The organism is Photobacterium pectinilyticum, from assembly GCF_024357955.1.
Lineage (GTDB): Bacteria > Pseudomonadota > Gammaproteobacteria > Enterobacterales > Vibrionaceae > Photobacterium > Photobacterium pectinilyticum.
This window is the reverse complement of record NZ_JANEYT010000037.1, coordinates 1-25,183: the sequence shown is the minus strand read 5'-3', so window position 1 is coordinate 25,183 and position 25,183 is coordinate 1. Positions and strand designations below refer to the sequence as shown.

28 protein-coding genes are annotated in these 25,183 nt (G+C 49.8%); 15 read left to right on the top strand and 13 right to left on the bottom strand.

Going from position 1 to position 25,183, the window contains the following annotated elements; translation table 11 throughout:
- Positions 1 to 11: 11 nt before the first annotated feature.
- Positions 12 to 893, bottom strand: coding sequence for a 4-hydroxy-tetrahydrodipicolinate synthase (gene dapA / locus NHN17_RS15570; RefSeq protein ID WP_255043502.1), 882 nt, complete (start codon positions 891 to 893; stop codon positions 12 to 14).
- A 313-nt stretch (positions 894 to 1,206) separates the two neighbouring features.
- Between dapA and NHN17_RS15565 the strand changes: the two genes are divergently transcribed.
- Positions 1,207 to 1,746, top strand: coding sequence for a glycine cleavage system transcriptional repressor (locus NHN17_RS15565; protein ID WP_255043501.1), 540 nt, complete (start codon positions 1,207 to 1,209; stop codon positions 1,744 to 1,746).
- A 10-nt stretch (positions 1,747 to 1,756) separates the two neighbouring features.
- Positions 1,757 to 2,242, top strand: a complete 486-nt coding sequence (gene bcp, locus NHN17_RS15560) for a thioredoxin-dependent thiol peroxidase (protein WP_255043500.1) — start codon at positions 1,757 to 1,759, stop codon at positions 2,240 to 2,242.
- Between the two features lie 56 nt (positions 2,243 to 2,298).
- Here bcp and NHN17_RS15555 read toward each other — a convergent pair whose 3' ends face one another.
- Positions 2,299 to 3,375, bottom strand: coding sequence for an AI-2E family transporter (locus NHN17_RS15555; RefSeq protein WP_255043499.1), 1,077 nt, complete (start codon positions 3,373 to 3,375; stop codon positions 2,299 to 2,301).
- Positions 3,376 to 3,382: 7 nt separating this feature from the next.
- On the bottom strand, positions 3,383 to 3,610 hold the full coding sequence (locus NHN17_RS15550) for a sulfurtransferase TusA family protein (protein ID WP_255043498.1): 228 nt from the start codon (positions 3,608 to 3,610) through the stop codon (positions 3,383 to 3,385).
- Between the two features lie 183 nt (positions 3,611 to 3,793).
- Here NHN17_RS15550 and bepA point away from each other — a divergent pair, with 183 nt between their 5' ends.
- From bepA to NHN17_RS15530, 4 genes are all read left to right on the top strand, one after another.
- On the top strand, positions 3,794 to 5,248 hold the full coding sequence (gene bepA / locus NHN17_RS15545; protein ID WP_255043497.1) for a beta-barrel assembly-enhancing protease: 1,455 nt from the start codon (positions 3,794 to 3,796) through the stop codon (positions 5,246 to 5,248).
- 129 nt (positions 5,249 to 5,377) lie between these two features.
- Entirely contained in the window at positions 5,378 to 5,728 is a 351-nt protein-coding gene (gene arsC / locus NHN17_RS15540) for an arsenate reductase (glutaredoxin) (RefSeq protein WP_255043496.1), read from the top strand.
- A 15-nt stretch (positions 5,729 to 5,743) separates the two neighbouring features.
- Positions 5,744 to 6,325, top strand: coding sequence for an NAD(P)H:quinone oxidoreductase (gene wrbA, locus NHN17_RS15535; protein ID WP_255043495.1), 582 nt, complete (start codon positions 5,744 to 5,746; stop codon positions 6,323 to 6,325).
- A 4-nt stretch (positions 6,326 to 6,329) separates the two neighbouring features.
- Positions 6,330 to 6,755 (top strand): DUF2069 domain-containing protein, encoded by a 426-nt coding sequence (locus NHN17_RS15530; protein WP_373689571.1) that lies wholly within the window; start codon positions 6,330 to 6,332, stop codon positions 6,753 to 6,755.
- A gap of 95 nt (positions 6,756 to 6,850) precedes the next feature.
- Here the strand turns inward: NHN17_RS15530 and NHN17_RS15525 are convergent, their stop codons facing one another.
- Positions 6,851 to 8,101 (bottom strand): DUF2066 domain-containing protein, encoded by a 1,251-nt coding sequence (locus NHN17_RS15525; RefSeq protein WP_255043494.1) that lies wholly within the window; start codon positions 8,099 to 8,101, stop codon positions 6,851 to 6,853.
- Positions 8,102 to 8,395: 294 nt separating this feature from the next.
- Here NHN17_RS15525 and NHN17_RS15520 point away from each other — a divergent pair, with 294 nt between their 5' ends.
- Positions 8,396 to 9,649 carry a uracil-xanthine permease family protein gene (locus NHN17_RS15520; RefSeq protein WP_255043493.1) on the top strand — a complete coding sequence of 418 codons (1,254 nt, stop codon included), beginning with the start codon at positions 8,396 to 8,398 and terminating at the stop codon, positions 9,647 to 9,649.
- Between the two features lie 79 nt (positions 9,650 to 9,728).
- On the opposite strand, the gene upp is transcribed toward NHN17_RS15520, so the two are convergent.
- The gene (upp, locus tag NHN17_RS15515) at positions 9,729 to 10,355 is read right to left on the bottom strand and encodes a uracil phosphoribosyltransferase (protein WP_107350335.1); all 627 of its coding nucleotides are present in this window, start codon (positions 10,353 to 10,355) and stop codon (positions 9,729 to 9,731) included.
- A 196-nt stretch (positions 10,356 to 10,551) separates the two neighbouring features.
- Between upp and purM the strand changes: the two genes are divergently transcribed.
- Together purM and purN are read left to right on the top strand one after the other, a co-directional pair.
- On the top strand, positions 10,552 to 11,592 hold the full coding sequence (gene purM, locus NHN17_RS15510; protein ID WP_255043491.1) for a phosphoribosylformylglycinamidine cyclo-ligase: 1,041 nt from the start codon (positions 10,552 to 10,554) through the stop codon (positions 11,590 to 11,592).
- A 3-nt stretch (positions 11,593 to 11,595) separates the two neighbouring features.
- Positions 11,596 to 12,240, top strand: a complete 645-nt coding sequence (gene purN / locus NHN17_RS15505) for a phosphoribosylglycinamide formyltransferase (protein WP_255043490.1) — start codon at positions 11,596 to 11,598, stop codon at positions 12,238 to 12,240.
- Positions 12,241 to 12,306: 66 nt separating this feature from the next.
- On the opposite strand, the gene NHN17_RS15500 is transcribed toward purN, so the two are convergent.
- The 3 genes from NHN17_RS15500 to NHN17_RS15490 form a co-directional block, all read right to left on the bottom strand.
- Positions 12,307 to 13,086, bottom strand: a complete 780-nt coding sequence (locus NHN17_RS15500; RefSeq protein ID WP_255043489.1) for a class II glutamine amidotransferase — start codon at positions 13,084 to 13,086, stop codon at positions 12,307 to 12,309.
- A 44-nt stretch (positions 13,087 to 13,130) separates the two neighbouring features.
- Positions 13,131 to 13,709 (bottom strand): D-sedoheptulose 7-phosphate isomerase, encoded by a 579-nt coding sequence (lpcA, locus tag NHN17_RS15495; RefSeq protein ID WP_255043488.1) that lies wholly within the window; start codon positions 13,707 to 13,709, stop codon positions 13,131 to 13,133.
- A 96-nt stretch (positions 13,710 to 13,805) separates the two neighbouring features.
- Positions 13,806 to 14,033 (bottom strand): hypothetical protein, encoded by a 228-nt coding sequence (locus NHN17_RS15490; RefSeq protein WP_255043487.1) that lies wholly within the window; start codon positions 14,031 to 14,033, stop codon positions 13,806 to 13,808.
- A 434-nt stretch (positions 14,034 to 14,467) separates the two neighbouring features.
- On the opposite strand from NHN17_RS15490, the gene fadE reads away from it, so the two are divergent.
- Entirely contained in the window at positions 14,468 to 16,918 is a 2,451-nt protein-coding gene (gene fadE, locus NHN17_RS15485) for an acyl-CoA dehydrogenase FadE (protein ID WP_255043486.1), read from the top strand.
- 121 nt (positions 16,919 to 17,039) lie between these two features.
- On the opposite strand, the gene NHN17_RS15480 is transcribed toward fadE, so the two are convergent.
- Positions 17,040 to 18,302 carry a TIGR03503 family protein gene (locus tag NHN17_RS15480; protein WP_255043485.1) on the bottom strand — a complete coding sequence of 421 codons (1,263 nt, stop codon included), beginning with the start codon at positions 18,300 to 18,302 and terminating at the stop codon, positions 17,040 to 17,042.
- Positions 18,303 to 18,306: 4 nt separating this feature from the next.
- Positions 18,307 to 19,035: a DNA polymerase III subunit epsilon gene (dnaQ, locus tag NHN17_RS15475; protein ID WP_255043484.1), complete on the bottom strand. Its 729-nt coding sequence runs from the start codon at positions 19,033 to 19,035 to the stop codon at positions 18,307 to 18,309.
- Between the two features lie 51 nt (positions 19,036 to 19,086).
- On the opposite strand from dnaQ, the gene rnhA reads away from it, so the two are divergent.
- Positions 19,087 to 19,551: a ribonuclease HI gene (gene rnhA / locus NHN17_RS15470; protein ID WP_255043483.1), complete on the top strand. Its 465-nt coding sequence runs from the start codon at positions 19,087 to 19,089 to the stop codon at positions 19,549 to 19,551.
- Between the two features lie 9 nt (positions 19,552 to 19,560).
- On the opposite strand, the gene NHN17_RS15465 is transcribed toward rnhA, so the two are convergent.
- Complete coding sequence (locus tag NHN17_RS15465) at positions 19,561 to 20,304, bottom strand: methyltransferase domain-containing protein (protein ID WP_255043482.1); 744 nt, start codon at positions 20,302 to 20,304, stop codon at positions 19,561 to 19,563.
- Positions 20,305 to 20,357: 53 nt separating this feature from the next.
- Between NHN17_RS15465 and gloB the strand changes: the two genes are divergently transcribed.
- The 3 genes from gloB (at position 20,358) to NHN17_RS15450 (ending at position 23,444) form a co-directional block, all read left to right on the top strand.
- Positions 20,358 to 21,116 (top strand): hydroxyacylglutathione hydrolase, encoded by a 759-nt coding sequence (gene gloB / locus NHN17_RS15460; RefSeq protein WP_255043481.1) that lies wholly within the window; start codon positions 20,358 to 20,360, stop codon positions 21,114 to 21,116.
- A 70-nt stretch (positions 21,117 to 21,186) separates the two neighbouring features.
- Positions 21,187 to 22,758 (top strand): LysM peptidoglycan-binding domain-containing protein, encoded by a 1,572-nt coding sequence (locus NHN17_RS15455; protein WP_255043480.1) that lies wholly within the window; start codon positions 21,187 to 21,189, stop codon positions 22,756 to 22,758.
- The gene (locus NHN17_RS15450; protein ID WP_255043479.1) at positions 22,755 to 23,444 is read left to right on the top strand and encodes a Yip1 family protein; all 690 of its coding nucleotides are present in this window, start codon (positions 22,755 to 22,757) and stop codon (positions 23,442 to 23,444) included. The genes NHN17_RS15455 and NHN17_RS15450 overlap by 4 nt, the downstream gene beginning before the upstream one ends.
- Here the strand turns inward: NHN17_RS15450 and NHN17_RS15445 are convergent.
- Positions 23,431 to 24,282: an endonuclease/exonuclease/phosphatase family protein gene (locus NHN17_RS15445; protein ID WP_255043478.1), complete on the bottom strand. Its 852-nt coding sequence runs from the start codon at positions 24,280 to 24,282 to the stop codon at positions 23,431 to 23,433. The two genes, NHN17_RS15450 and NHN17_RS15445, sit on opposite strands and share 14 nt — an antisense overlap.
- A gap of 75 nt (positions 24,283 to 24,357) precedes the next feature.
- A complete protein-coding gene (locus NHN17_RS15440; RefSeq protein WP_255043477.1) occupies positions 24,358 to 24,693 on the bottom strand; it encodes a DUF1904 domain-containing protein in 336 nt (111 codons plus the stop codon).
- A gap of 200 nt (positions 24,694 to 24,893) precedes the next feature.
- Between NHN17_RS15440 and NHN17_RS15435 the strand changes: the two genes are divergently transcribed.
- Positions 24,894 to 25,040: a hypothetical protein gene (locus NHN17_RS15435; protein ID WP_255043476.1), complete on the top strand. Its 147-nt coding sequence runs from the start codon at positions 24,894 to 24,896 to the stop codon at positions 25,038 to 25,040.
- Positions 25,041 to 25,183 lie beyond the last annotated feature (143 nt).

Here is a 25,183-nt window from a genome sequence, read left to right as displayed (position 1 = left end):
GCTCTAGCAAATTACAGTAGTACGTTCGCATCCTTGAGTGCTTCGGCAACTACTGGTTGGGCAGATTCGTTCAGCTCAGTCAACGGCAGGCGAAGAGTGCCATACGAGACGAGGCCAAGCTGATGTGCCGCCCATTTTACCGGGATAGGGTTGGATTCAACAAACAATTGCTTATGAAGCGGCATCAAACGTTGATTGATCTCATTCGCCGCTTCAATTTGGCCGGACAGGGCCAACTTAAACATTTGCGCCATATCCGCTGCCGCAATATTGGCTGTTACAGAGATCACGCCGTGACCACCCTCGGCCACAAAATCCAACCCAGTGACATCATCACCGCTTAGTTGGATAAAATCATCGCCACAAAGTTCCCGAGTTATCTTCACACGAGAAAGATCCCCTGTCGCATCCTTAATACCAACAATATTGTCAATCTTCGCCAATCGGGCCACCGTCTCCGGTAACAAGTCAACAGCAGTACGCCCTGGCACATTGTATAGGATCTGAGGCAGATCTGTCGCCTCTGCAATCGCTTTGAAATGCTGATACAAGCCTTCCTGTGTTGGCTTATTATAGTACGGCGTTACCGTCAAACAGCCCGCAACACCAGTGCCAGAAAAGAGTTTACTAAAGGTGATGGCTTCATGAGTCGCATTGGCCCCTGTGCCTGCAATGACCGGAATTCGACCCTGTGCATATTCCAGGGTCTTCAATACCACCTTCACATGCTCATCAACGGTCAACGTTGCTGACTCTCCGGTGGTACCAACCGCAACAATGGCATCGGTGCCCGCGGCAATGTGGTATTCTACAAGTGACGCCAAACTGGCGTAATCGACTTCACCAGCTTCATCAAGCGGTGTAATTAGCGCTACCATGCTTCCTGTAAACATGTCCATCTCCCCTGAAAAAATATATCCTGGCTTCATCATGAATTTATGCTGGTTTAGCGAATTATCAAGCGGCCAAGAAAACCATACTACGTTTCAGTTACAGTAAACTCAAGACAGAAGTATGTAAATCAGTGAAGGCTAACTCTCTGCCAACAGCTCACTTTTACATCTTATTTTTCGCTTCCATGGGGTGTAAAACAACACTACGGCCAAACAAGCATTTATCCACATTTAGCATCTGCTGGAGATATCCCTTGGCGGACCATGGGTCTGTGCTAACATGCAGAAGGTATTCAAAATGTGATGGATAAATATGGAGCATTATCTCGTCGTTACCGCGGTTGGCACAGACCGCCCTGGAATTTCTGATGACGTCACCCGGCTTATTACCCAATGCGACTGCAACATTGTTGACAGCCGCCTGGCCCTGTTTGGTCAAGAGTTCACCCTTATAATGTTACTTTCGGGCTCAGCCAATGCCATCTCCCGGGTTGAATCGACCTTACCGCTAAAGGCCAGCGAACATGACTTGCTAACGGTTATGAAGCGCACAACCAAGCATGAATATCGCCATTTTACCTATACCGCCGACTTTCACATTGAAGCCAATGACAGCCCTGGTCTAATAGAGCAATTTACCGGCTTCCTCGCCTTGCGCACCATCGATATCGCCTCGCTCAGCGCCCACACCCAAGAAAGTACACAAACCGGATCGCCGAATAGATTTCAGCTGCAAATCGGGACAAATTTACCTGAAGGCTGTAACCTAATGAGCTTACAAGAAGAATTTGAAGCACTTTGCCAAGATCTGCTGGTCAGCGGCAACGTGACTTTTGTCGGCCATAATCAATAAGGAATCCACTATGAAGACTTTGACCGCCGGTACGCCTGCGCCAGCCTTCACACTACATAACCAAAATGACGAGCCGGTTAGCCTGGCCGATTTCAAAGGCAAGAAAGTTCTTGCTTATTTCTATCCGAAAGCCATGACCCCCGGCTGTACCGTTCAGGCATGTGGCCTGCGTGATAGCAAAGCGGAACTTGATGCCTTCAATGTTGAAGTACTCGGAATCAGTATTGATGCAGTTAAGCGCCTGCCGAAGTTTATCGAACGTGACAATCTAAACTTCACCCTATTGTCAGACGAAGATCACTCAGTCGCCGACCAGTTTGGTGTCTGGGGAAAAAAGCAATTTATGGGAAAAGTATACGACGGCCTGCACCGTATTAGCTTCCTGATAGATGAAAATGGTGTGATTGAACATGTCTTCAATAAGTTCAAGACCAAGAATCACCATGAAGTAGTGCTTGCTTACCTCAAGGAAAACACAATAGATTTTCAAATATGAAAAAAGCCGCAAACGCGGCTTTTTCCTATATTGCATCTGTTTTATTCAGGCACCCACTACTCTTCGATCTGCTCTTGCGACTGCAACTCCGTAGAGGGGAGGGCATTCCATACCGCCTTGACCAGCGTCGCCAACGGGATGGCGAAAAAGACCCCCCAAAAGCCCCACAAACCACCAAATACCAACACCGACACGATAATTGCCACTGGGTGAAGGTTGACCGCTTCCGAGAACAAGATCGGCACCAATACGTTACCATCTAGGGCCTGAATAATACCGTAGGCAACCAGCAGCCACCAAAACTCTGGGCTGATCCCCCACTGGAACAAACCTACCATCGCCACCGGTAAAGTAACCGCTGCCGCCCCAATATATGGGATCAGTACCGAGAACCCCACCAATACACCAAGCAAAACCGCATAGCGCAGATCCATGACCGCAAAGGTGACATAACTGACAATACCGACAATGAAGATTTCGGTTACCTTGCCACGAATATAGTTGGAGATCTGTTGGTTCATTTCCGCCCCCACCTTGCTGGTCAGACGACGGTTCTTCGGTAGCAGCCCACTGAGCATCTCCATCATCTCTTCCTTGTCTTTAAGCAGGAAGAATACCAAAAGAGGGACCAAGATCAGGTAAACGGCCAAGGTGGCTAAACTTACCAAAGAAGCCAGTGAACCTTTCACCACACTCTCACCCATACCCAGCACTTTTTCGCGCAAGGTGATCATGAATGTGGACACTTGGTGTGGCTGAACAAAGTCTGGGTAGCGCTCAGGCAAGCTGGAGACATATTCCTGCAGGCCATTGAACATATTAGGTACATCAGCAATCAAATTGCCGACCTGATGCCAAATTGTCGGCACCAGACCAAAGACTGCCATGACCATCAAACCGGCAAAGATAAATAACACGCCCATGACTGCCAGCATTCTAGGCAGCCCCAGCCGGGTCAGTTGCATTACTGGCCACTCCAGCAGGTATGCGAGAACAATTGCCACCAGCAATGGCGCAATCAGGTTGCCGAAGAAGTATATGGTCAGGAAGCCACCCAGTAGAATAGCAATCAAGCTCACGGCATGGGGGTCGGAAAAGCGTCGCTGATACCAGCGAGTCAGCATGTCCAGCATAAAATGTTTACTGCCTTTTGGTCACAATAATTTCAAGTACCTGTTGGTTGTCCAACCGTACATCAATAAGAAAGCCATGGTTTGAGAGGTAGCGGGGGATATCCTGCCTTGCCCCAGTGTCAGTGATATGAACTTCAAGCTTGTCGCCAACTTCCAACGCATGCACCGCCCTTTTGGCAATAAGCAGAGCCATTGGGCAGCGTTCCGTCGTCAAATTAAGCAATGCAGGTTCCATTCCGATATACTGACAATTATCATCCATCGGGTTATTGTAAAGGTTATTAGAGTGACAAAAAAGAAACCTGTCAAAGGTTTCGCTGTCAGACCTTGGTGAAACACAGCATTATTCAGGACAGATTTAGCCTCGCAGTAGTGCGAATGCAGGAACACGCAACAGAGGGCGGTATTAATTATTACTATGTTTCGATTTGCTAAGGCGCCAGCCTATCTTCTCATCAGTGCATTACTCGGCACTAGCATTGCAGCTCCGGCCAATGACCTAAGCAGTCTACCTGATATAGGGACCGCAGCAGCATCGACGCTCAGCATTGAAAAAGAAATGGAGTACGGTGATGCCTACATGCGGATGATCAGGGCCAGTATGCCAGTGATCAGCGATCCGCTGCTGTCTGAATATATCAGTGATCTCGGCCACCGCCTGGTTGCCAATGCCAACGACGTCCGTACCCCGTTCAGCTTCTTCATGATCCAGAACCGGGATATCAACGCCTTCGCCTTTTTCGGTGGCCATGTTGCTATCCATTCAGGACTGTTTCTCCATGCTAAAACCGAAAGTGAACTAGCCTCGGTCGTTGCCCACGAAATCGCCCACGTCACCCAACGCCACCTAGCAAGAAGCATGGAAGACCAAGCCAGGAAATCGCCGGCCACACTGGCGGCTCTTATCGGCTCGATGATGCTGGCGATAGCCTCACCAGAAGCAGGGATCGCGGCGATTCATGCCACCACCGCCGCCTCAGCCCAGGGCCAAATCAACTATACCCGTAGCAACGAAAAAGAAGCTGACCGTATCGGTATTGCCACCTTGTCAAAATCTGGCTTCGATGTGCAAGCGATGCCGCGCTTCTTTGGCCGCCTCGCCGATCAATACCGCTATGTCAGCACACCGCCGCCGATGCTGCTGACTCACCCCTTGCCTGAATCGCGTATCACCGACAGCCGCAGCCGAGCCAACCAGTTCCCGGCTAGCAGTGTGCAGACGTCAAAGCGCTACCAGCTTGCCCGCGCCCGCATTGTTGCCCGCTACGCCGGTATCGATAACAAAGCGGCACTGGATTGGTTTGAGCGCCAAATGAAAAACAGTAATGGCACAATGAAAGATGCGCTCAATTACGGCAAGGCACTGGTGTATATTGATTCCGAAAAGTATGACCAAGCCCATGCCTTGCTTGACCCATTGTTGGCCAAAGAGCCCAACAACCGCTTCTACATCGATTCGGCCACGGATCTCGACCTGCACCAAAAACAATATGATCGTGCAATTGCACGCCTGGAAAGCGCGCAAAAAGCCAACCCAAACAACAAGGTACTGCGTTTGAATCTAGCGAATGCCCTGCAGGAAGCGAACCGTAACAGTGACAGTATCCCGATCCTGACTCGCTATACCTATGACAACCCGAACGATCCGAACGGCTGGCACTTACTGGCTCAGGCCCAAGCCGCCAATGGTCGCCGTGATGCGGAACTAGCCGCCAGAGCAGAGTTGATGGCCTTGCGCGGTGCGTGGGAAAAAGCGATTCAAATGTATATCCAAGCAAGCCAAATTGTCGAGGTCAACTCACTGGATCAGGCTCGCTATGATGCCCGCATAGATCAACTTCGTCTTGCCAGACAACGCTTTGCCAATCTCTGATCGAGCTAGCAAGAACCGAGGTTATAGCATTCCTTCTTGATGACAGGTGTTCTACAATGGGGCAACATCATTAAAACAATTAGTAACCGGCGTGGACACCTCGCCGGTTACATTTAAGAAGGAAGTAACATGTCTGTCACCATCTACCATAACCCTCGTTGCTCGAAAAGCCGCCAGACCCTCGCTCTATTGGAAGAGAAAGGGATCAACCCAACTGTTGTCAAATACCTTGACGACACCCCTTCAGCCGAACAGATCCAAGTCTTGCTGAGCCAGCTTGGTTATACCACTGCTCGTGACATGATGCGTACTAAAGAAGCGCTATACAAGGAGTTGGATCTGGGTGGTGCTGAGGTTACCGAACAGCAACTGATCAACGCAATGGCAGCCAATCCGAAGCTGATCGAACGTCCAATCGTCGTCAATGGCGAACGTGCTGCAATGGGCCGCCCGCCCGAGAAAGTGCTAGACATCCTGTGATCAGGATACCTGTCCATGCATAGCATTCTCGTTCTGTATTACAGCCGCCATGGCTCAACACGTCAGCTCGCCCGGCAAATTGCCCGTGGCATTGAACAGGTCGTCGGCTGCGAAGCGGTATTACGTACTGTCGCCGAACTCGGTATTGATGGCCAGCTAAAACCTGAAACATTCGGTGACCCATTGGTTACCAAAGCTGATATCCAGCAGTGCGCAGGGCTAGCCCTAGGCAGCCCGGTAAGGTTTGGTAACATGGCCGCGCCACTTAAGCACTTTATTGATTCAACCAGTGCTGAATGGCTAAGTGGTAGTCTGATAGGAAAACCGGCCTGTGTCTTTACTGCTTCGTCATCCATGCATGGTGGTCAGGAAACCACCTTGCAATCAATGATGCTGCCGCTGCTGCACCACGGAATGCTGATTGTCGGGTTACCGTATTCAGAGCCTGCACTGCATACCACCAGTACAGGAGGGACCCCTTACGGCCCTTCCCACCTCAACCATGAACAATGCCGTCAACTAAGCGCTGAAGAATGCGAACTGGCACAAGCTTGTGGCAAGCGGCTGGCAGAGGTTGCCTGCAAATTACAAGGATAGCGCTATGACTGTCATGCAGAAAAAAACGCGCTTGTTGCGCTACTTTGCCATATCGGCCAATCTTGGCCTATTGGCCTGGGTGGTACTGTGGCAAGCAAGCCTATCGCCGCACCCACATATTAACCCCATGGCAATGGCTGTGGTCTGGGTCATACCGCTACTGCTTCCACTCAAAGGCATTTTGGCCGGTAAACCTTATACCCACGCCTGGGCCAACTTCATCCTGATGTTCTACTTCCTCCACGCCCTGACCATTCTGTGGATCGACGATGGTGAACGCTGGCTGGCATTGATTGAGCTGATACTGACAACGAGTGCCTTTATAGCCAATATTTTATTTACCCGCTACCGCGGCAGGGAGTTGGGACTGAAGCTGAAAAAGCTCTCTCAGGTAGAGAAAGAAGAAAAAGCCCAGCATGAAGGACAATAACGGCTAGGACGTATAAACCTAATGTGGATATAAACAAAAACGGTGGCCTAAGCCACCGTTTTTTTATTGCCTTGTCAGTATTGGTAAGTAACCACTTACAAGGCTGCTGACGTAGTATCAGACCAGCTGAACACAGCAGCTTGCTTGGCTGGCTTAGTTTCAACTGGCGCATCGCTGTTAAGCTGCTCTGTGTCTGAAACATCCACACCCGATGCCTCACCAGCCACCGGATTTACTTGGTCGGCAGGCTGAACAGAAGGCTCACCAGAAGCTGACACATCCGTTGCTCTTATCATGCCTTCTGGCTGAGGGGCCGGTTCATATTGCTCTGTCACCGGCGTAGTCACGGCTGACAAACGGCTATCCTGGCTCAGTTCACGCTGGAACACATCTTCGGTACTAAGCAACTGAACGGTAAATTCAACCCGGTCACCTTGAATACGGTAAGCATTAACCGCAGCAACCGATGTCAGGTTAGTGATCATACGTTCAAGGGTAAAGAAATCTTTCGACGATTGGATATTCTCAACCACCACCGCCAGCTGACCGCTGGTGTCACCGCCAAGCTGCACGGCATATTTGGCAGCAAGAATATCTGCCACGCTATCTATCATCTGAGCGACTGACGTGGCCGTCTCGCCGCTATTGCGGCCTTCTGACGGTGCAACCTTGTTACGACCTAGCTGTTCAACATTTCCAGAATAAAGCTGCCAGTTCAGGGTAACCTGCTCATTGTCCTGCTGACGGGCTCGCACCACCAATACCGCTTGAGGCTGGTAACGCTGGCTTGCTGTCGCTATAGGCTGGACAAATCCCCCCCAGATATCCGGCGTGCTGATAGCCGTTACATCTTCAAAGTCACCGATGGGGATCAATACCGGTACTCCACGGCGATCACCATCATCTTTGATGCGGTTAGCTAAATCGTTACTCGACTGATCCCAGATAATATTACGGCTGCGGTTAGCATCTTCCACCAGCCATACCAAAACACTCGGTCGCAGCTCGCTCCAGAAGGTCGAGTTGGCCTGTGTCAATAAAGTACGGATGCGGCTTCGGTCAAAAGTCAGTAATAGAGTACGCTGACCATCACGGTTGGCATAGCTGAACTGGCTGACATATTGGTTACTGCTTCCCAACGCCTTGGCAACGATTTCGTTTTCTACGATGTTGCTCTGCCCCGATACTTTTATCAGTACCTGCTCCAGAGCCTGCTTCCTGGCTGCTTGCTCGGATTGGCGATCCGTATCAGGCAGGGCCACCTGTGCCTGATAAAGGTTGGTCACCGTGGCAGCCTTCAGCGGAAGAGCCAATAGTGCCAAGAAAAGTAATGCAATACGCAACATAAAGTACTCGTTATCACTAAAGTTAATACCCGATCATAAATTGAACGTATCTCGCGGAGCAACTGCTTCACACACAAAAAATTCATTCAATTGTATTTTTCTGTTCCCAACGCTTTATAAGTCTTTGCCAATAGACACTATTCAACGTCAATGTTCTGCAATTTTTTTATCTTATACATCACAAAATAATGCTGAGATCCCTTTTTGGACTATTTTGCCTATAACCTTTAGGTAAACGGTTGCCTCTGTGCTAACATTCCGCGATTTTTTTTATAGCTAGGGTGGATTTTAACCATGATGCAGATATTACAGGGTGCTCAAATGCTTTTCGTCGCATTTGGCGCATTGGTTCTGGTACCGCTTCTTACCGGACTGGATCCCAACGTTGCCCTCTTCGGTGCCGGTATCGGTACCCTCCTCTTTCAAGTCATCACCAAACGCTCCGTCCCTATCTTCCTCGCCTCCTCTTTTGCTTTTATTGCTCCTATTATGTATGGCGTACAAACTTGGGGGATCCCCGCAACCATGGGTGGCCTGATGATGGCCGGCGTGATTTACGTCTGTATGGGAGCGATTATCAAGGTACGTGGTGTTGCGATTATCCATAAGCTGCTACCACCCGTTGTTGTTGGCCCGGTGATCATGGTTATCGGCCTAGGCTTGGCTCCAGCCGCTGTGAATATGGCGTTGGGTAAAACCGGGGACGGTGCAGTACAGCTCGTTAATGGCGATGCTGCGTTATGGATTTCTGCCATCTCGCTATTGGTCACCATTGCCTTCAGCGTATTTGCTAAGGGCTTTTTCAAGCTTATTCCTATTATGGCGGGTATCGTTACTGGCTATCTGGTCAGCCTAGGCTTTGGCGTTGTTGACTTCACCCCGGTTCAACAGGCTGCTTGGTTAGCACTTCCTAACTTCACCTTCCCGGAATTCAACATCAACGCGGTGTTGTTTATGATCCCAGTGGCCATTGCTCCAGCCGTTGAGCACGTCGGCGATATGTTGGCGATTTCCAACGTAACGGGTAAAGATTACCTGAAAAAACCCGGCCTGCACCGCACCATGGCGGGTGATGGGGTCGCAACCATCGCCGCTTCAATGTTTGGCGCACCACCAAATACCACATACTCTGAAGTCACCGGTGCCGTTATGCTGACCAAGGCATTCAACCCGGTGATCATGACCTACGCTGCCGTTACGGCACTAGTACTGGCCTTTGTTGGTAAGCTGGGCGCCATGCTACAAACCATTCCGGTTCCGGTCATGGGTGGTATTATGATCTTGCTGTTCGGCTCGATTGCCACGGTCGGCCTCAACACCTTGATCAAAAACCAGGTCGACCTGCACAAGGCACGCAACTTGGTGATTGTCGCGGTAACATTGGTGTTTGGTATCGGTGGTATGGCTTTCGGTATCGGTGAATTCAGCCTACAGGGCGTTAGCCTGTGTGGTATCGTGGCTATCTTGCTGAATCTGATCTTGCCTGATGACTTGGGCGAGAGCCATGTGGTCGATAATGCTCAGATGGAAGAGACATCTAGCAAATAGTCAACTTAAGTAGGCCCATAAAAAAAGCCGGATAACTATCCGGCTTTTTGCTTTCATACTCACTCTAGCAGTACAGTGCTTATTTAGTACCGAAGATCTTGTCACCCGCATCGCCTAGGCCCGGTACGATGTAGCCTTTGTCGTTCAGCTTCTCATCGATTGCCGCCGTGTAAAGTTCGACGTCTGGGTGGGCTTTTTCAAGCGCTGCAATACCTTCAGGCGCAGCAACCAATACCAATACCTTGAATTGCTTACAACCTTGCTCTTTCAGCAAATCAAGGGTAGCGATCATCGAGCCGCCAGTTGCCAGCATCGGGTCAACAACAAGCGCAATACGCTCATCAATGTTAGATGCTAGCTTGTTGAAATAAGGAACTGGCTCAAGCGTTTCTTCGTCACGGTAGATACCAACAACACTGATACGTGCACTTGGCATGTGCTCAAGCACGCCGTCCATCATGCCAAGACCAGCACGCAGGATTGGCACGACTGTTACTTTTTTGCCTTTTAGCTGGTCAATTTCAACTGGACCATTCCAGCCGTCAATGGTAACTTTTTCTGTTTCGAAGTCTGAAGTCGCTTCATATGTCAACAAGCTGCCTACTTCCGTCGCTAGCTCACGGAATCGCTTAGTGCTGATGTCACCTTCGCGCATAAGACCAATCTTATGTTTTACTAGTGGGTGTTTAACCTCAACGACTTTCATCTTTGACTCCTAGGCAAATTAAATTCAAAAAATCGCACCATTATACACTAGACCATTTGTGCTCTGGTAGAGGTGGAACGGTTATTTGCTCAGGAAATACTCAGTGACAAATATTGACGCAAACGTTTTCCTTTCCGCCCAGACTGCTGTTATCATACCCCCGCTTTTTTTACTTTAATACGTTGAGGAAACTCCTGTGAGCGGCAATAACTCTTCTCTTAGCTACAAAGATGCTGGTGTTGATATCGATGCAGGTAATGCATTAGTTGATCGTATTAAAGGGGTGGTAAAACGCACCCACCGTCCTGAAGTGATGGGCGGTATTGGCGGTTTTGGCGCACTATGCAGCCTGCCGACCAAGTACAAAGAGCCAGTTTTGGTATCTGGTACAGACGGTGTGGGTACAAAACTGCGCCTGGCGATGGATCTGAACAAGCACGACACGATTGGCATCGATCTAGTTGCGATGTGTGTCAACGATTTAATCGTACAAGGTGGCGAGCCACTGTTCTTCCTGGATTACTACGCAACGGGCAAGCTGGATGTTGATACCGCAGCTGATGTTGTTGCCGGTATTGGTGAAGGTTGTATCCAGTCAGGTTGTGCACTGATCGGTGGTGAAACGGCGGAAATGCCTGGCATGTACCACGGCGAAGACTACGACGTTGCTGGCTTCTGCGTTGGCGTTGTTGAAAAAGCTGACATCATTGATGGCAGCAAAGTAGCAGAAGGCGATGCCCTGATTGCTGTTGCCTCTAGCGGCCCGCACTCAAACGGCTTCTCGCTGATCCGTAAAATCCTTGAGGTTTCAAATGCCGACCTTAATCAGGAAATCGAAGGCAAAGCGCTTTCTGATCACCTGCTAGAGCCAACCAAAATCTACGTGAAATCGACCCTTAAGATGATGGAAAGCTGTGATGTCCATGCTATTTCCCACATCACTGGCGGTGGTTTCTGGGAAAACATCCCGCGCGTTCTGCCACAAGGCACGAAAGCGGTTGTTGACGGTAACAGCTGGCAGTGGCCTGCTGTGTTCAACTGGCTACAAGAAGCCGGTAACGTTGATACCTACGAGATGTACCGTACCTTCAACTGTGGTGTTGGCTTGGTGATTGCCCTGCCAAAAGCACAGGCAGAGCAAGCGATCAGCATCCTCAATGCCGAAGGCGAGCAGGCTTGGCTCCTGGGCCACATTGCCAATGCCAACGAAGGCGAAGAGCAGGTGGAGATCCTGTAAGCGATGAAGAATATCGTTGTTCTTATCTCAGGCAACGGCTCTAACCTTCAAGCGATGATTGATGCCTGCGAGTCAGGCATCATCAAGGACGCCCGCATCAGTGCGGTGCTGTCCAACAAGGCTGACGCTTACGGATTAGAGCGTGCCCGCCAAGCTGGCATTGATGCCCTGCACCTTTGTGCAGCAGACTATGCTGACCGTGCAGCCTTCGACCAGGCCATGGCCGATCGCATCGACAGCTACCAGCCGGATCTGGTGATCCTGGCCGGCTTCATGCGCATCCTCAGCGGTGACTTTGTCCGCCACTACCAAGGGCGGATGCTCAATGTCCACCCGTCCCTGCTGCCGAAGTACACCGGGCTCAATACCCACCAGCGGGCTATCGATGCCGGTGATGAGGAGCATGGTACCAGTGTCCATTTCGTCACTGAAGAGCTTGACGGCGGACCGGTGATCCTCCAGGCCAAGGTACCAATCTTTGCCGGCGATAATGCCGATGACGTGATGGCCCGAGTCCAAGAGCAAGAGCACCGTATCTATCCGATGGTCGCCAACTGGTGCCTGCAAAGCCGTGTTGTGATGACCGGCGGAAAAGCGGTACTTGATGGTTCGCCATTACCTCTGTCCGGCTATGCGACTGATGAGTAAGGCGTGAAGCCCTATCAAAACGTTAAAAAACGCGACCTGAGGTCGCGTTTTTTATTCAGATAAGCATTACAACGTTCGATTGAATACCTGCTCACCAAAATGGAAAACATTGAATTCCCCGACCTCCATTTTGTGCCAATTTTCATCATTGGTCAGAGGCTGAGTTGCAATCACGGTTACCACATCATTAGGTGTCGTTTCCTGCTGAAAATCAATCGTCACATCTTCGTCAATTAATGACGCTTTACCAAATGGGGCGCGACGGGTGATCCAATGCAGGTTGTTAGTACAGTAGGTAAGTACATACTCACCATTACTCAACAACATGTTGTAAACACCAAGCTGGCGTAATGTATCACAGCTTTCCGCCAGTACTCGGCACACCGCATCCAAGTCATCAGGGGTATCAGGGAACTGATCATCAAGTTGTTTGAGCAGCCAGCAAAAAGCGATTTCACTGTCAGTATCACCTACCGCCTTGAATCGGCCGGTATCGAGCTCATCGTAACCCGTCAACTGGCCATTATGGGCAAACGTCCAGTATTGTCCCCACAGTTCGCGGGTAAACGGGTGGGTATTCTCCAAACTCACGCCACCACGGTTTGCCTGCCGGATATGGCTGACTACCGCACAGCTTTTGATCGGGTATTCCTGTACCAACTCTGCAATACGTGATTTGCTGCTCGGGTTCGGATCCTTGAAGGTCCTAAATCCCTTGCCTTCGTAAAAGGTGATCCCCCAGCCATCGCGGTGTGGGCCAGTATTGCCCCCACGCTGCATCAGGCCGGTAAAACTAAAGCATATATCTGTCGGCACATTGGCACTCATGCCAAGTAATTCACACATAGTCCTTTATGCCCTTCCTCTATGTTCCAGTAAAAAACACTGGGTTATTTCGCCATTTCTTTTTCAATCAACATAATCAAAATATGGATAATCTTGATATGCACTTCCTGAATGCGATCAGCATAACCGAAATGCGGTACACGAATTTCCACATCCGCAAGACCCGCCATCTTGCCACCATCTTTACCGGTCAGGGCAATGACTTTCATCCCCTTCGCCTTGGCAGCCTCGATAGCCTTCAAGATATTACCGGAATTGCCTGATGTCGATAAGCCAAACAACACATCACCTTTTGAACCTACCGCTTCAAGGTAGCGGGAAAACACCGACTCATATCCAAAGTCATTGCTGACACAAGACAGATGGCTCGGATCGGAAATCGCAATCCCCGGGTAACCCGGACGGTTTTCACGGTAGCGACCTGTCAACTCTTCAGCAAAATGCATCGCATCACAGTGAGAGCCACCATTACCACAAGACAATACCTTGCCGCCTTGCTTAAACGACTCGGCCAGAAGTTTGGCAGCTGCTTCGATATCAGCAATGTTCTTATCATCATTTAAGAAACGGTTGAGGACTTCTGCCGCTTCCGTCAACTCGGCGCGGATGTTGTCTTGATACATAGGACCTTCTCTGACTTGTCAAAAATTATTATCAACTCGCAGTGTACAAAGAAACGCTTGGAAGTGTCGACTCCTTCGGCTGAACATTGTGAGTCTTTATTGCCAAATGCTCACGTAATGACTCTGCACAGGCATAACAGGCATAACAGGCATAACAGGCAACATTATCCACCGCCCTGCCAGCAGGCCTGCGACAACATCAGCACGCAACACCGGGAGAGAAAAGCCTTCGCGCCACGCCTGTCTGAGCGCATCAAATAACAACACGGTAAACCCCTTACAAACCAAACGGGAACGACAAAAGCCAAACACAATCGTTATCATTTAGTGAGATCAAGTTAACAATTTGTAAGTAACCATCATCCCGACATAGGGATCCGGCGGGCAATTGTCAGTCGGAGTTAGGGAAAGGCAATAATGAGGGAACGCCACTCTGCACGGCCTCGCTTGCACTACAAAAAATTCACGTAAATGCTGCGTCAATGCCGCATTCGTCGTAATACGTGAACTATATCACGCGTTCTTAATTATGTGACAAATTAACTCAGGCGTTTTTTCCTTCCCACCAATCTCGATCAATCCCTTGTTTTACAACAAGTGACAAGACATGTTTACGTAATCACACGCCATCACAATAGAAATTTATTTTACATTTCATTAAAGATCACATTACACTTAGCTCAAGTGGTTAGACCTCTTACCATGCATAAATTGTACCTAAAATATAATAAAACAACGCCCAAATAAGGAGATTGAACATGGTTACACTTGTGTACCTACTGGGGCTGGTTGGTATAACCGGTGTGCTCGCTTACCACCGGGCAAACCTACGCACCTTCACCCTCGCCATTGCTGCTACACTGGCTGTGGGCACCCTACTCGATATTACTGGCCAGTTTAGTTGGTTAGCTTTTTTGATCATCGCTTTACCGCTCAATATAACGTCTCTGCGCCGCTCGTTAGTGAGCCGCCGCGCACTGGAAGCGTTCAAGAAAGTCATGCCTGAAATGTCACGGACGGAAAAAGAAGCCATTGACGCTGGTACCGTTTGGTGGGAAGCCGACTTGTTCCGTGGTGCTCCCGATTGGAATAAGCTACACGATATTCCTGCCCCGCGCCTGAGCCCCGAAGAGAAAGCGTTCCTTGATGGACCGGTCAATGAAGTCTGCCGCATGGTCAACGACTTCCAGGTCACCCACGAACTGGCTGACCTACCGCCGGATGTATGGCAATACCTCAAAGATCACAAGTTCTTTGCCATGATCATCAAGAAGAAATATGGCGGCCTTGAATTTTCCGCTTATGCCCAGTCTCTGGTACTACAAAAGTTAACTGGCGTATCTGCCGTGCTTTCCTCGACTGTCGGGGTACCGAATTCACTCGGTCCCGGTGAGCTACTGCAGCATTACGGTACCCAAGATCAAAAAGACCATTACCTGCCTCGACTTGCCGAAGGTAAGGAGATCCCTTGTTTTGCTTTGACCAGTCCAGAAGCGGGGTCTGACGCCGGCTCTATCCCGGACTTCGGGATCGTCAAAAAAGGCTATTGGCAGGGAGAAGAAGTGCTCGGGATGGAGCTGACCTGGAACAAACGCTATATCACCTTGGCACCAATTGCCACTGTACTTGGCTTGGCTTTCAAGCTGTTTGACCCGGACCACCTCTTGGGTGATGAAGAAGAGCTAGGAATTACCTGCGCCCTGATCCCAACCGACATTGATGGTGTCAACATCGGCCGCCGTCACTTCCCTCTCAATGTCCCGTTCCAAAATGGTCCAACCCAAGGTGACAAAGTCTTTGTCCCTATCGAATTTATTATTGGCGGTCAGGAAATGGCAGGTCAAGGCTGGCGTATGCTGGTTGAGTGTCTATCGGTCGGCCGTGGGATCACCTTGCCGTCCAACTCAACTGGCGGGCTGAAGTCTGCGGCGATGGCCACTGGTGCCTATGCCCGTATCCGCCGCCAGTTCAAACTACCAATCGGCAAGATGGAAGGGATCGAGGAGCCATTGGCTCGCATTACCGGCAATGCCTATGTCATGGATGCGGCCAGTAATCTGACCGTGGCCGGTATTGATCTCGGCGAGAAACCCTCGGTTATTTCAGCGATTGTAAAATACCACTGTACCCACCGTGGCCAACGCAGTGTTATTGACGCGATGGACATTGTCGGAGGGAAAGGGATCTGTATGGGTCCAAGCAACTTCTTGGCTCGAGGCTACCAAGGGGCGCCAATAGCCGTCACCGTAGAAGGGGCGAATATCCTGACCCGATCGATGATCATCTTTGGTCAGGGGGCGATCCGCTGCCACCCGTATGTCCTTAACGAAATAAACGCCGCCTACAACGAAGATACCGAAAAAGCACTGCGTGAATTTGATCAATCCTTGTTCGGTCATGTCGGGTTTGTGATCAGCAATATGGTGCGTTCATTCTGGTTCGGCCTGACTGATGGCCGTGGCTCTTCTGCTCCGAGAAAAGATCCAACGGCTCGCTACTACCAGCAACTGAACCGCTACAGTGCCAACTTGGCTTTACTTGCTGACATATCAATGGCAGTACTGGGTGGGTCTCTCAAGCGAAAAGAACGCCTGTCAGCTCGATTGGGTGATGTGCTGAGTCAACTCTACCTTGCCTCTGCGACACTCAAACGTTATACGGACGAAGGGGCCAAGGCTGAAGATCTCCCCTTGGTTCACTGGGGCCTGCAAGATGCGCTCTACCAGACTCAGGAAGCATTGGACGAGTTTCTGCGCAACTTCCCGAATCGCCCAATTGCAGCCGTGCTACGCACCATAGTGTTCCCTTTAGGGCTAGGCCGTGTACGTCCATCGGATAGGCTGGATCATAAAGTCGCACGAATCATCCAGACCCCAAGCGAAACCCGTAGCCGTATTGGCCGCAACCAATATTTGGAAGCAACAGCCAACAATGCGGTCGGTATGATTGAAGCAACGCTTAATGATATCCTTGCTGCTGAGCCGATCTACGATCGCGTCTGTAAAGCAGCCGGTAAACGCATGCCGTTCATGCAATTGGATAAAGTGGCAGAAAAAGGGCTTGAGCTTAATGTGATAAACCCGGAAGAAGCCGAGCTACTATGCCGGGCGGAAGAAGGTCGACTACGCACTATCAATGTCGATGACTTCGACTCGCAAGAGCTGGCGGCCAAGCCCTACCAGCCGACACCAAAGGTAATAGCGGCTTAAATTAACCACAGCGCAACACGACAAAGGGGAGCCTATCTGGCTTCCCTTTTTGTTATCTGCTAAGAATAAAAATTGATATATGGCTATCTCAGAGATGCTTACTTGTCTTTAGCTACTTGGGTTAACTGCTTGGCACACTGATTTCGGCGCTTTCCATCGCCTTCTTCACTTTACGCTTACGCCACAGCACCGCTACCACAACGATAAGAACTATTACCAGTACATTGGCCAGGGCAATAATTTTCATGGCCCTGGCACGGGCAGCTTGTCGCTCCGCATCTAGTCTCGCGAATTCAATCTGTCGTTCCTTGGCTTCTTGCTGCTCGCGAAAAGTCGCAAGATTCCGGTCAAGCTGTAGCTCAGCTTGAATGGCAAAATGGCTTTCAGGAATTTGGAAAATAAGCTCGCGATTACTGAAATTATCGGTGGCATAAATCCAACCGGACCATGTGTATCGTCCGGGCAGCTCACCATTTGGCAGCCACACCGTCAAGGTTTCTTCATCCGGCAAGGCAGCCTGCTGGCTGATACTGGTCTCTCCTTCAAAACTCACTTGCTCAATATGAGCAGCCAATGAGCCTGTTTTCAATGTGCCTTCCTCACCAGCAACGACCACTTGATGATCTTCCGTTTGGCCTCGACCTTGAATAAAACTAGCGTTGATCGGGGGTGGATAAACCAACACTTCCTGCTCGACCGTACGAAGAAAAATACCATTACCAGAGCTAATCTTAACCGTGTACTTACCCGGCTGGAGCTCTATCGGTAGGGCAACAGTAAACTCCCCATCACCAGCAACCTCATCGAACCCGTACCCATCATCGGCAAAGGTCCCCATTGGTATAGGCATAGGTAACGCTTCTTTCGGAAGGTCATCAGGGTTTTCGATATATTCGTAGAACACCACTGACAAGTTCACGCGATCAAGAAAATCACGCAAGGCCAGCGGCTGACCTGCTTGGGTCAAGCGAGCGGTAAATTTGATGGTTTCCGATTGATAGAGCCTGGCGGGCAGGTTATCAACATCGAGCTTTAAATCAGACAGGACGGTAATATGGTTTTTCGGGCTAACCTTTCCCACTGCTTGCCATGGGCCTGGCATAGGGTTTTCAATAGAAATGATATCCATCCCCGCCTCTTCGTACCAAGAGACGCTCTCAGGATGGCGCCAGGCATAATATTTGTGGCCGTCTGGGCGAACCAAGACCACCGAATTACTTTTCTGATCGCGCGTGACCATAAAAGAGACTTGCTGCACCGTCGGGTCAACCCGGAAGCGATTATCCAGCCATGACATTACCGTGCTGTCGTCAGCCCATGATAATAGTGGCCATAACAACAGCTGCGGCCAAACTAGCATTAGCAACCATAATCGCTTCATCATACCCTTACTGACGCCACATAACGTCGCCCTTCTTGTCGATAATATCCAAACGCGCTTCATGCGCTTGTATTTCATCGGCAGAAGCCCGGATAACCTTTAGTGCTTTTCGCCCAGAAGCTAACCGACGGATTGCATTTTCTGCACCAACATCACTATCTTCACTGCCGCTGCTTAGGGCCAAGGACGTCTGGCCACCGGTCATCATCAGATAAACATCGGCCAGGATCTCGGCATCGAGCAATGCCCCGTGGAGCGTTCGGTGCGAGTTATCGATACCATAACGGGAACAGAGCACATCAAGGTTATTACGTTTACCCGGGAATAACCGCTTGGCCATCGCAAGGGTATCGGTCACCTTACAAAAATCTTCTGTCTTGCCGATTGAAGGATCGAGCTTCCTAAACTCGTAATCCATAAAGCCGGTATCGAACGACGCGTTGTGCGCGACCAGCTCGGCCCCACGGATGAAATCCATGAACTCCTGATGGATTTCACCGTAAGTCGGCTTATCAACCAAGAATTCATCGGTAATACCGTGGACATCAATCGCCTCGGCATCGATTTCGCGATCCGGCTTGATATATACATGGAAAGTATTGCCCGTTAACTTACGGTTAATAATTTCCACAGCACCGATCTCGACAATACAGTGCCCTTCATAGTGAGGGCCGGTCATATTCATACCCGTTGTTTCAGTATCGAATACGATTATGCGTTCATTTGTGGCTTTCATAGATACGATTGTGTCAGACTCAAGTTTTAACTAAGACGAATACTACCAAATATGACGAAGCAGGTAGAAATTTTCACGGACGGTTCTTGCCTCGGTAACCCGGGGCCGGGCGGCTATGGTACCGTGTTACGTTATAAACAGCATGAAAAAGAACTCAACGGCGGCTTTTTCATGACAACCAACAACCGCATGGAGCTTCTGGCCGCGATTGTCGGTTTGGCGAGCCTGAAAGAACCCTGCCAGGTCGATCTCACCACCGATAGCCAGTATGTCCGCCAGGGGATCACTCAATGGATCCATAACTGGAAAAAGCGCGGCTGGAAAACTGCCGATAAAAAACCGGTTAAAAACGCTGACTTATGGCAACGGCTCGACAATGAAACCCAGCGTCATCAAGTCAGGTGGCACTGGGTAAAAGGCCATGCCGGCCATCCTGAAAACGAACGCTGCGATGAGCTGGCTCGTGCCGCGGCAGAATCACCAACCCAAGATGATACCGGCTATCAGGCCAGTTAGTATCTAAGCCTAGCATTTCTGCTTACGGGAAGCCTTGGTGCGGCAGTTCACTCCCAGCGGTGTCAGCTGTCGCCTGAGTTTCCAGGTTGGCTTTATCGGCTTTAGCGGGACAGTGCGCTTTCTCGCCACAATCAAGTACATGCTGCCGACAGACGATAAGCTGTCCGACACCATTCCCTCGACCCAAGCCGAACAAGCTTGGTGACGCGTCGCAGGCAGTATCGCAAAATTTTCGTGAAACACCACTTCGTAGTTAAGCACCCCGAGCCAGTCTTTTATCCGCATAGGCATGAACATCCGCCCTTTCCACGGAAAGCGCTTACGGTTCCACGGCAAGAGCCCTCGTACCCCCAAGGCACTGACCGGATTATTGCCACTGATAAGAATATAACCATCATCGACAATCACCCGGTCAACCTCGCGCAGCAACCGGTGGGGATCACTGCAGTAGTCCAACTGATGGGTAATAACACAGGCATCGAACGCCTTTTCGACAAACGGCAAAGCAAAAGGATCAGCAACTACGTTATGCAGAGGGTTGAACTTATCAATGCAAATCTGATGCTGGATGTTACAATGGCCACTGGCCAATTCGCAGCTTAGCCCACCCAGCTTTAGCATATGGTAGCCAAACAGTTTGGGCCACCACTCATCAAGCTGGGCCTGTAATAGCTCTGCTGCCCACTCACCGTTGACAACTTGTGACCAGGTATGTGGTGGTTCGATATGTTTTAATATGCGGGCTGGCTTCATAGCAATTCCAAACTAAGTCGATGCTCAATAGCAAAAAAGCCGGAGAAACAAAGATGCTGACCATTAAAAGCATACCTGCATTCAATGACAATTACATCTGGCTGATTCACAGTCCGGATAACCATTGCGTCGTGGTGGATCCCGGCGATGCCACTCCAGTCCTGGCATTCCTCGAAAAGGAAGAGCTTGAACTAGACGCCATCCTGATCACCCACCATCACAATGACCATATAGGCGGGATCAGCGAACTCAAGCGCCGCTACCCGAATATCCATATTGTCGCCCCTTCTGCCGAACCAATCCCGGGCGTGTCACAGTCGGTCGATGACGGCGACCAAGTTGAAATTTTTGGTGAGCGCTTCATGGTCCTTGGTGTGCCGGGACATACTGCAGGCCATGTTGCCTATGTCGGGGACGGCAAGCTATTCTGTGGCGATACCTTGTTTTCTGCTGGTTGTGGCCGCTTATTCGAAGGCACCGCCGGACAAATGTATGCCTCGCTGCAAAAGCTCAGTGCCCTACCCGATGAAACTGAAGTCTACTGTGCCCATGAATATACCAGCAGCAATCTGGCCTTTGCCCTTGTTGCCGAACAAGACAACCCACACCTTCAGCGTTACCGTGAAGAGGTCGGCCGAATGAGAGCACAAGGGATTAGCACCATTCCTAGCACTTTGAAACAAGAAAAATTGATCAATCCATTCCTGCGCTGCGACCAGCCAAGCATTAAAAAATCAGTTGCAAATAAAGCAGTTAACGATAGCGATGTCGAAACCTTTGCAGCACTGCGCCGTTGGAAAGACGAATTTTGACCTGTGTCACTTGTCACTAAGGTGGTTGGACAAGTATCATCTCCAACTATTTTGGCTATAGGCTGGACACATGAAATCCCGATTTTTTTTGGCGAGTGCGCTACTTCTGGCTGGTTGCCAAATTACAAAAACGACAAATACAGTAGAAGAAGAACAAACAAACACAACAAATAATAACCCTGCGGCCCAAGTTGCTCCGACAACAACCACTAAAACACCAACACCTGAGCCGCAGGTGGTTATTCCTAAGAAAGTTCCTACCCCTCAGGAACAGCAGGATGTGTGGCAACGCATCAGCATGCAGCTGAAGACGGATATCCCCAATGACCAACGCGTCATTCACTACCGTGACTGGTACCTCCGTCACCCAAGCCACCTCAATACCGTCGCCCAACGAGCCGAACCTTTCCTCTATATGATCACCGAGGAAATCGAAAAGCGCGATCTGCCACTGGAACTTGCTTTGCTTCCGGTCGTTGAAAGCTCTTTCGACCAATTTGCCTATTCACACGGCCGTGCGGCAGGTCTTTGGCAGATCACCGCGCCAACTGGCCGCAGTTTCGGCCTTGAGCAAAACTGGTGGTATGACGGTCGCCGTGACGTAGTAGAATCTACCCGCGCAGCGCTGGACTTACTTGAATACCTCAACCGTAAATTTGATGGTAACTGGCTCCACGCCCTTGCGGCCTACAACACCGGTGAAGGCAGAGTATTCCGTGCAATCAGAAATAACAAAGCGGCTGGCAAACCGACCGACTTCTGGTCGCTGGACCTACCTCGAGAGACCAGTGACTACGTACCTAAGTTACTCGCAGTTTCCGACGTGATTCAAAACCGTGATAAATATGGGATCAGTATTCCTGCTATCGACAATGAACCAGCTGTAAAACTTGTTAAGCCAAAGACCCAGATGGATTTGGCGATGGCCGCCAAATTCGCCAATGTTTCACTGGATGAACTGCAGCGCCTGAACCCGGGCTACAACCGCTGGGCAACCGCACCGGAAGGTCCAAGCCACCTACTGCTACCGATCAGTAAAGTCGACAAATTCAACAACGCCTTTGATGAAAATGGCCGCCGTGGCATGAAAGTGATCCGCTACGAGGTTAAACCTGGCGATACCCTGAGTGTACTTGCCCATAAGCATAAAACAACAACCAAGCAGATCCAGCGTGCCAACAACATGAACGGTACCAGTATTCGTGTCGGTCGCCATATTCTGATCCCCGTCGCGATGCAGGACGGGGAGACTGTTGCTGCCCGTATGGCCAACAACACCCAGCAAAGCCATGGCAGCGGTTATCGTACAACGTATACTGTCCAGTCCGGCGATAGCTTATGGACCATTGCCCGCAAACAAAAAGTCTCAATCGACGAAATCACCAAATGGAATGGGATCAATAAAAGCTCTCCCCTTCGCGTTGGCCAGAAACTGACCCTATGGAAGTCAAGTGAGACTGGTGGGGTGATCCGTACGGTTTTCTACAAGGTTCGCTCTGGGGACAACCTGAGTTCTATCGCCCAGCGTTACAAGGTAAAAGTAGCCGATGTGGTAAAATGGAACCAAATCAGTAGCCAGAAGTACCTCAAGCCGGGACAGCAATTAAAACTTTATGTTGATGTTACCAAGGTAAGTGTATGACACCTTCCAAAAACCCGTTTATTGCGGTTCTCGATACCTTTCGTTCACCGATCGACTGCTTTGCAGCCGTTCACGAACGCCCCAAATGGGCGTTCTTACCGTACTTGATAATCATTATCGGTCCGTTCTTCTTTTGGGGGGGATACTTCAATCATGTCGATATGAACTGGTTGCAGCAAACGCTGATGATGCAGCTGCCTAATGTGGAGCAGCAAGTACAAGAGGCCTGGCTAACCAAGGAAGTCTTGTTAGCCGGTGAGGTATTCAGTGATTTCTTCGGCCGGACAGCCGCTATTTTTGTTTTGGCGCTTTGGCTTAACCTGTCCACCAAGAGCAGTAAATATAAGCACAATTTCGGCAAATGGCTTGCTGCGGCGTGCTTTATCATGCTGCCAGCGGTTATCGGTGACTTTGCTAGCTATCTGAATGCCGTATTCAACACCGGTAACTTCTTGCCTAATGCGGCTGATCTAAACAGCCTCAATGGCTTCCTGAAGCTACCGTTGAATCATCCTTGGTCTGCCTTTGCGACCACAGCGCCACTGCTGGCACCGTGGTATATCGCCCTGAGCTATGCCGCCGTCGCTGCTTGGACAGACTATGATAGAGCCAAATGTATCATCGTCGCAGCCTTACCTTGGCTGATGACCCTGATCGTCTGGCCAATCATGATTATTGCAGCCTAAAGTTGGCAATGATCGGGTTATGATCGGAGGCATCGGTTGTCGGTGCCTCCGCGCTTACCAGCGCTAACCCGCGGTAATAGACATGATCGAGCGGCTTGCCAAACACCTTTACCCGCTGATCACGACGCAATACGGCATCCTCCAAACCAAGACTACGGGCAAAATCATCTACCACATCCAATCTCGCCTGACGCCAAGTATTGAAATCGCCGGCCAGAATCACTGGGCCGATATGCTTGTCCAATACCCGTTTCAGAGTACGGAACTGCTCTTTGTACTCTTCCAGCCCCAGAGCAAAGTTCACCCCGTGCAGGTTAACTACCGCCAGTGTTTGGCCATTCGAAAGGTTGAACTCGGACAACAAAGCGGACTTTGGCAAGCGCAACCAAGGCTCCATTGCCAGATAGGCGCAGGTAGTCTTGGCATTAACCGAAGACAAATTCATCACCCCTGCCGGCGTGTTAAGGAATTTGAAGGCATTGGCCATTCTTACCTTCCACTGAGTATCATCTAAATACTCTTTCAGCTCCGTGGTCAGGCTAGCCTCTTGCAATAAAACCAACCCGCTACCTTGGCTGAACCTCTCAAGCTCTGATCGCCAGTTTTCTTTTTGTTGCTTGTAGATGTTCCAGACTGAAACCGAAAAATTACCGTCTTGATCCAGCGGCAGTGCAACATCGCTTTTTATACAGTTGAACGAGAACTGCGGTGCCAACACATTGGCACTAACTTCAGGCACTTCAGACACTTCAAACGACCAGTTCAGGGCCCCTGTACTGATCCCCAGCGCTCCTGCGACAACCCCCAATCCTGCTACAACCTTGGTATAACGCGACATCAAACTTACCTAACTGACAACAATTACTAACGAGATACGATATGAAGGAAAGCGGCCTTTCGGCCGCTTTGAGTATTAGTAATGACTACCATTGTCATAATATGCTGACGCTGTCAGCGCAGTGAAAATCACTGCAACATCCTGTTCTGGTTCTTCAAATTCAGCGCGGACTGCCTCGGTGATCAACTGAGCGACTTGATCCTGAACCTCTTGGCCACGATCAAACCACAGCACTTCCACAAATGGGTAAGCATCCGACACCTCACCGTCAAAAATAAAAGTGGTTGAAACATGCTCGAGAGTAAAATCCTCTCGCGGACAAGCCATTAACGGCTCCAAATAATCAACCAATTTGGTCGACAACGCCTTCACATGATCAAATTCAACAGCTCGAAAACGCAGGTGCGGCATGGTGACTCCGATTTTACTCAACCTGAAAAAGCCACAAGATACCATCTAACACATCTTTTTCGCAGCTATTTTTGTCAATTTAGAGTCAATCCTACCCCGTTAGCCTACCTAATCAGGGTGTTTAACATTGCAAACCAAGGGGGTATTTTTCTACATAAGAATAAAATAAAACATCGTTTAGTTAATAAGAGTAGCTACCTATGTTCAAGAAAATACTCCCCCTGTTGGCACTCAGCCTAATCATTACTACGCCAATCCATGCGGTAAGCAATGTGATTAATCAGTGCAGCAGTGATCATGATGATATGTTTTGCCGCCCCGAAGCCGTTAGCTGCAAGACTTACTGATGATACCAATCTGGATAAGTAGTTGATCAAGTATTTGCACTGGAATAATCGTTGTTATCAAGGCATATATTGCAGTAACTAGTGGCTCTAATTACAAAATCTCTAACGCAGAGAACAGCGATTTTAACCTGCAAGACTGATCA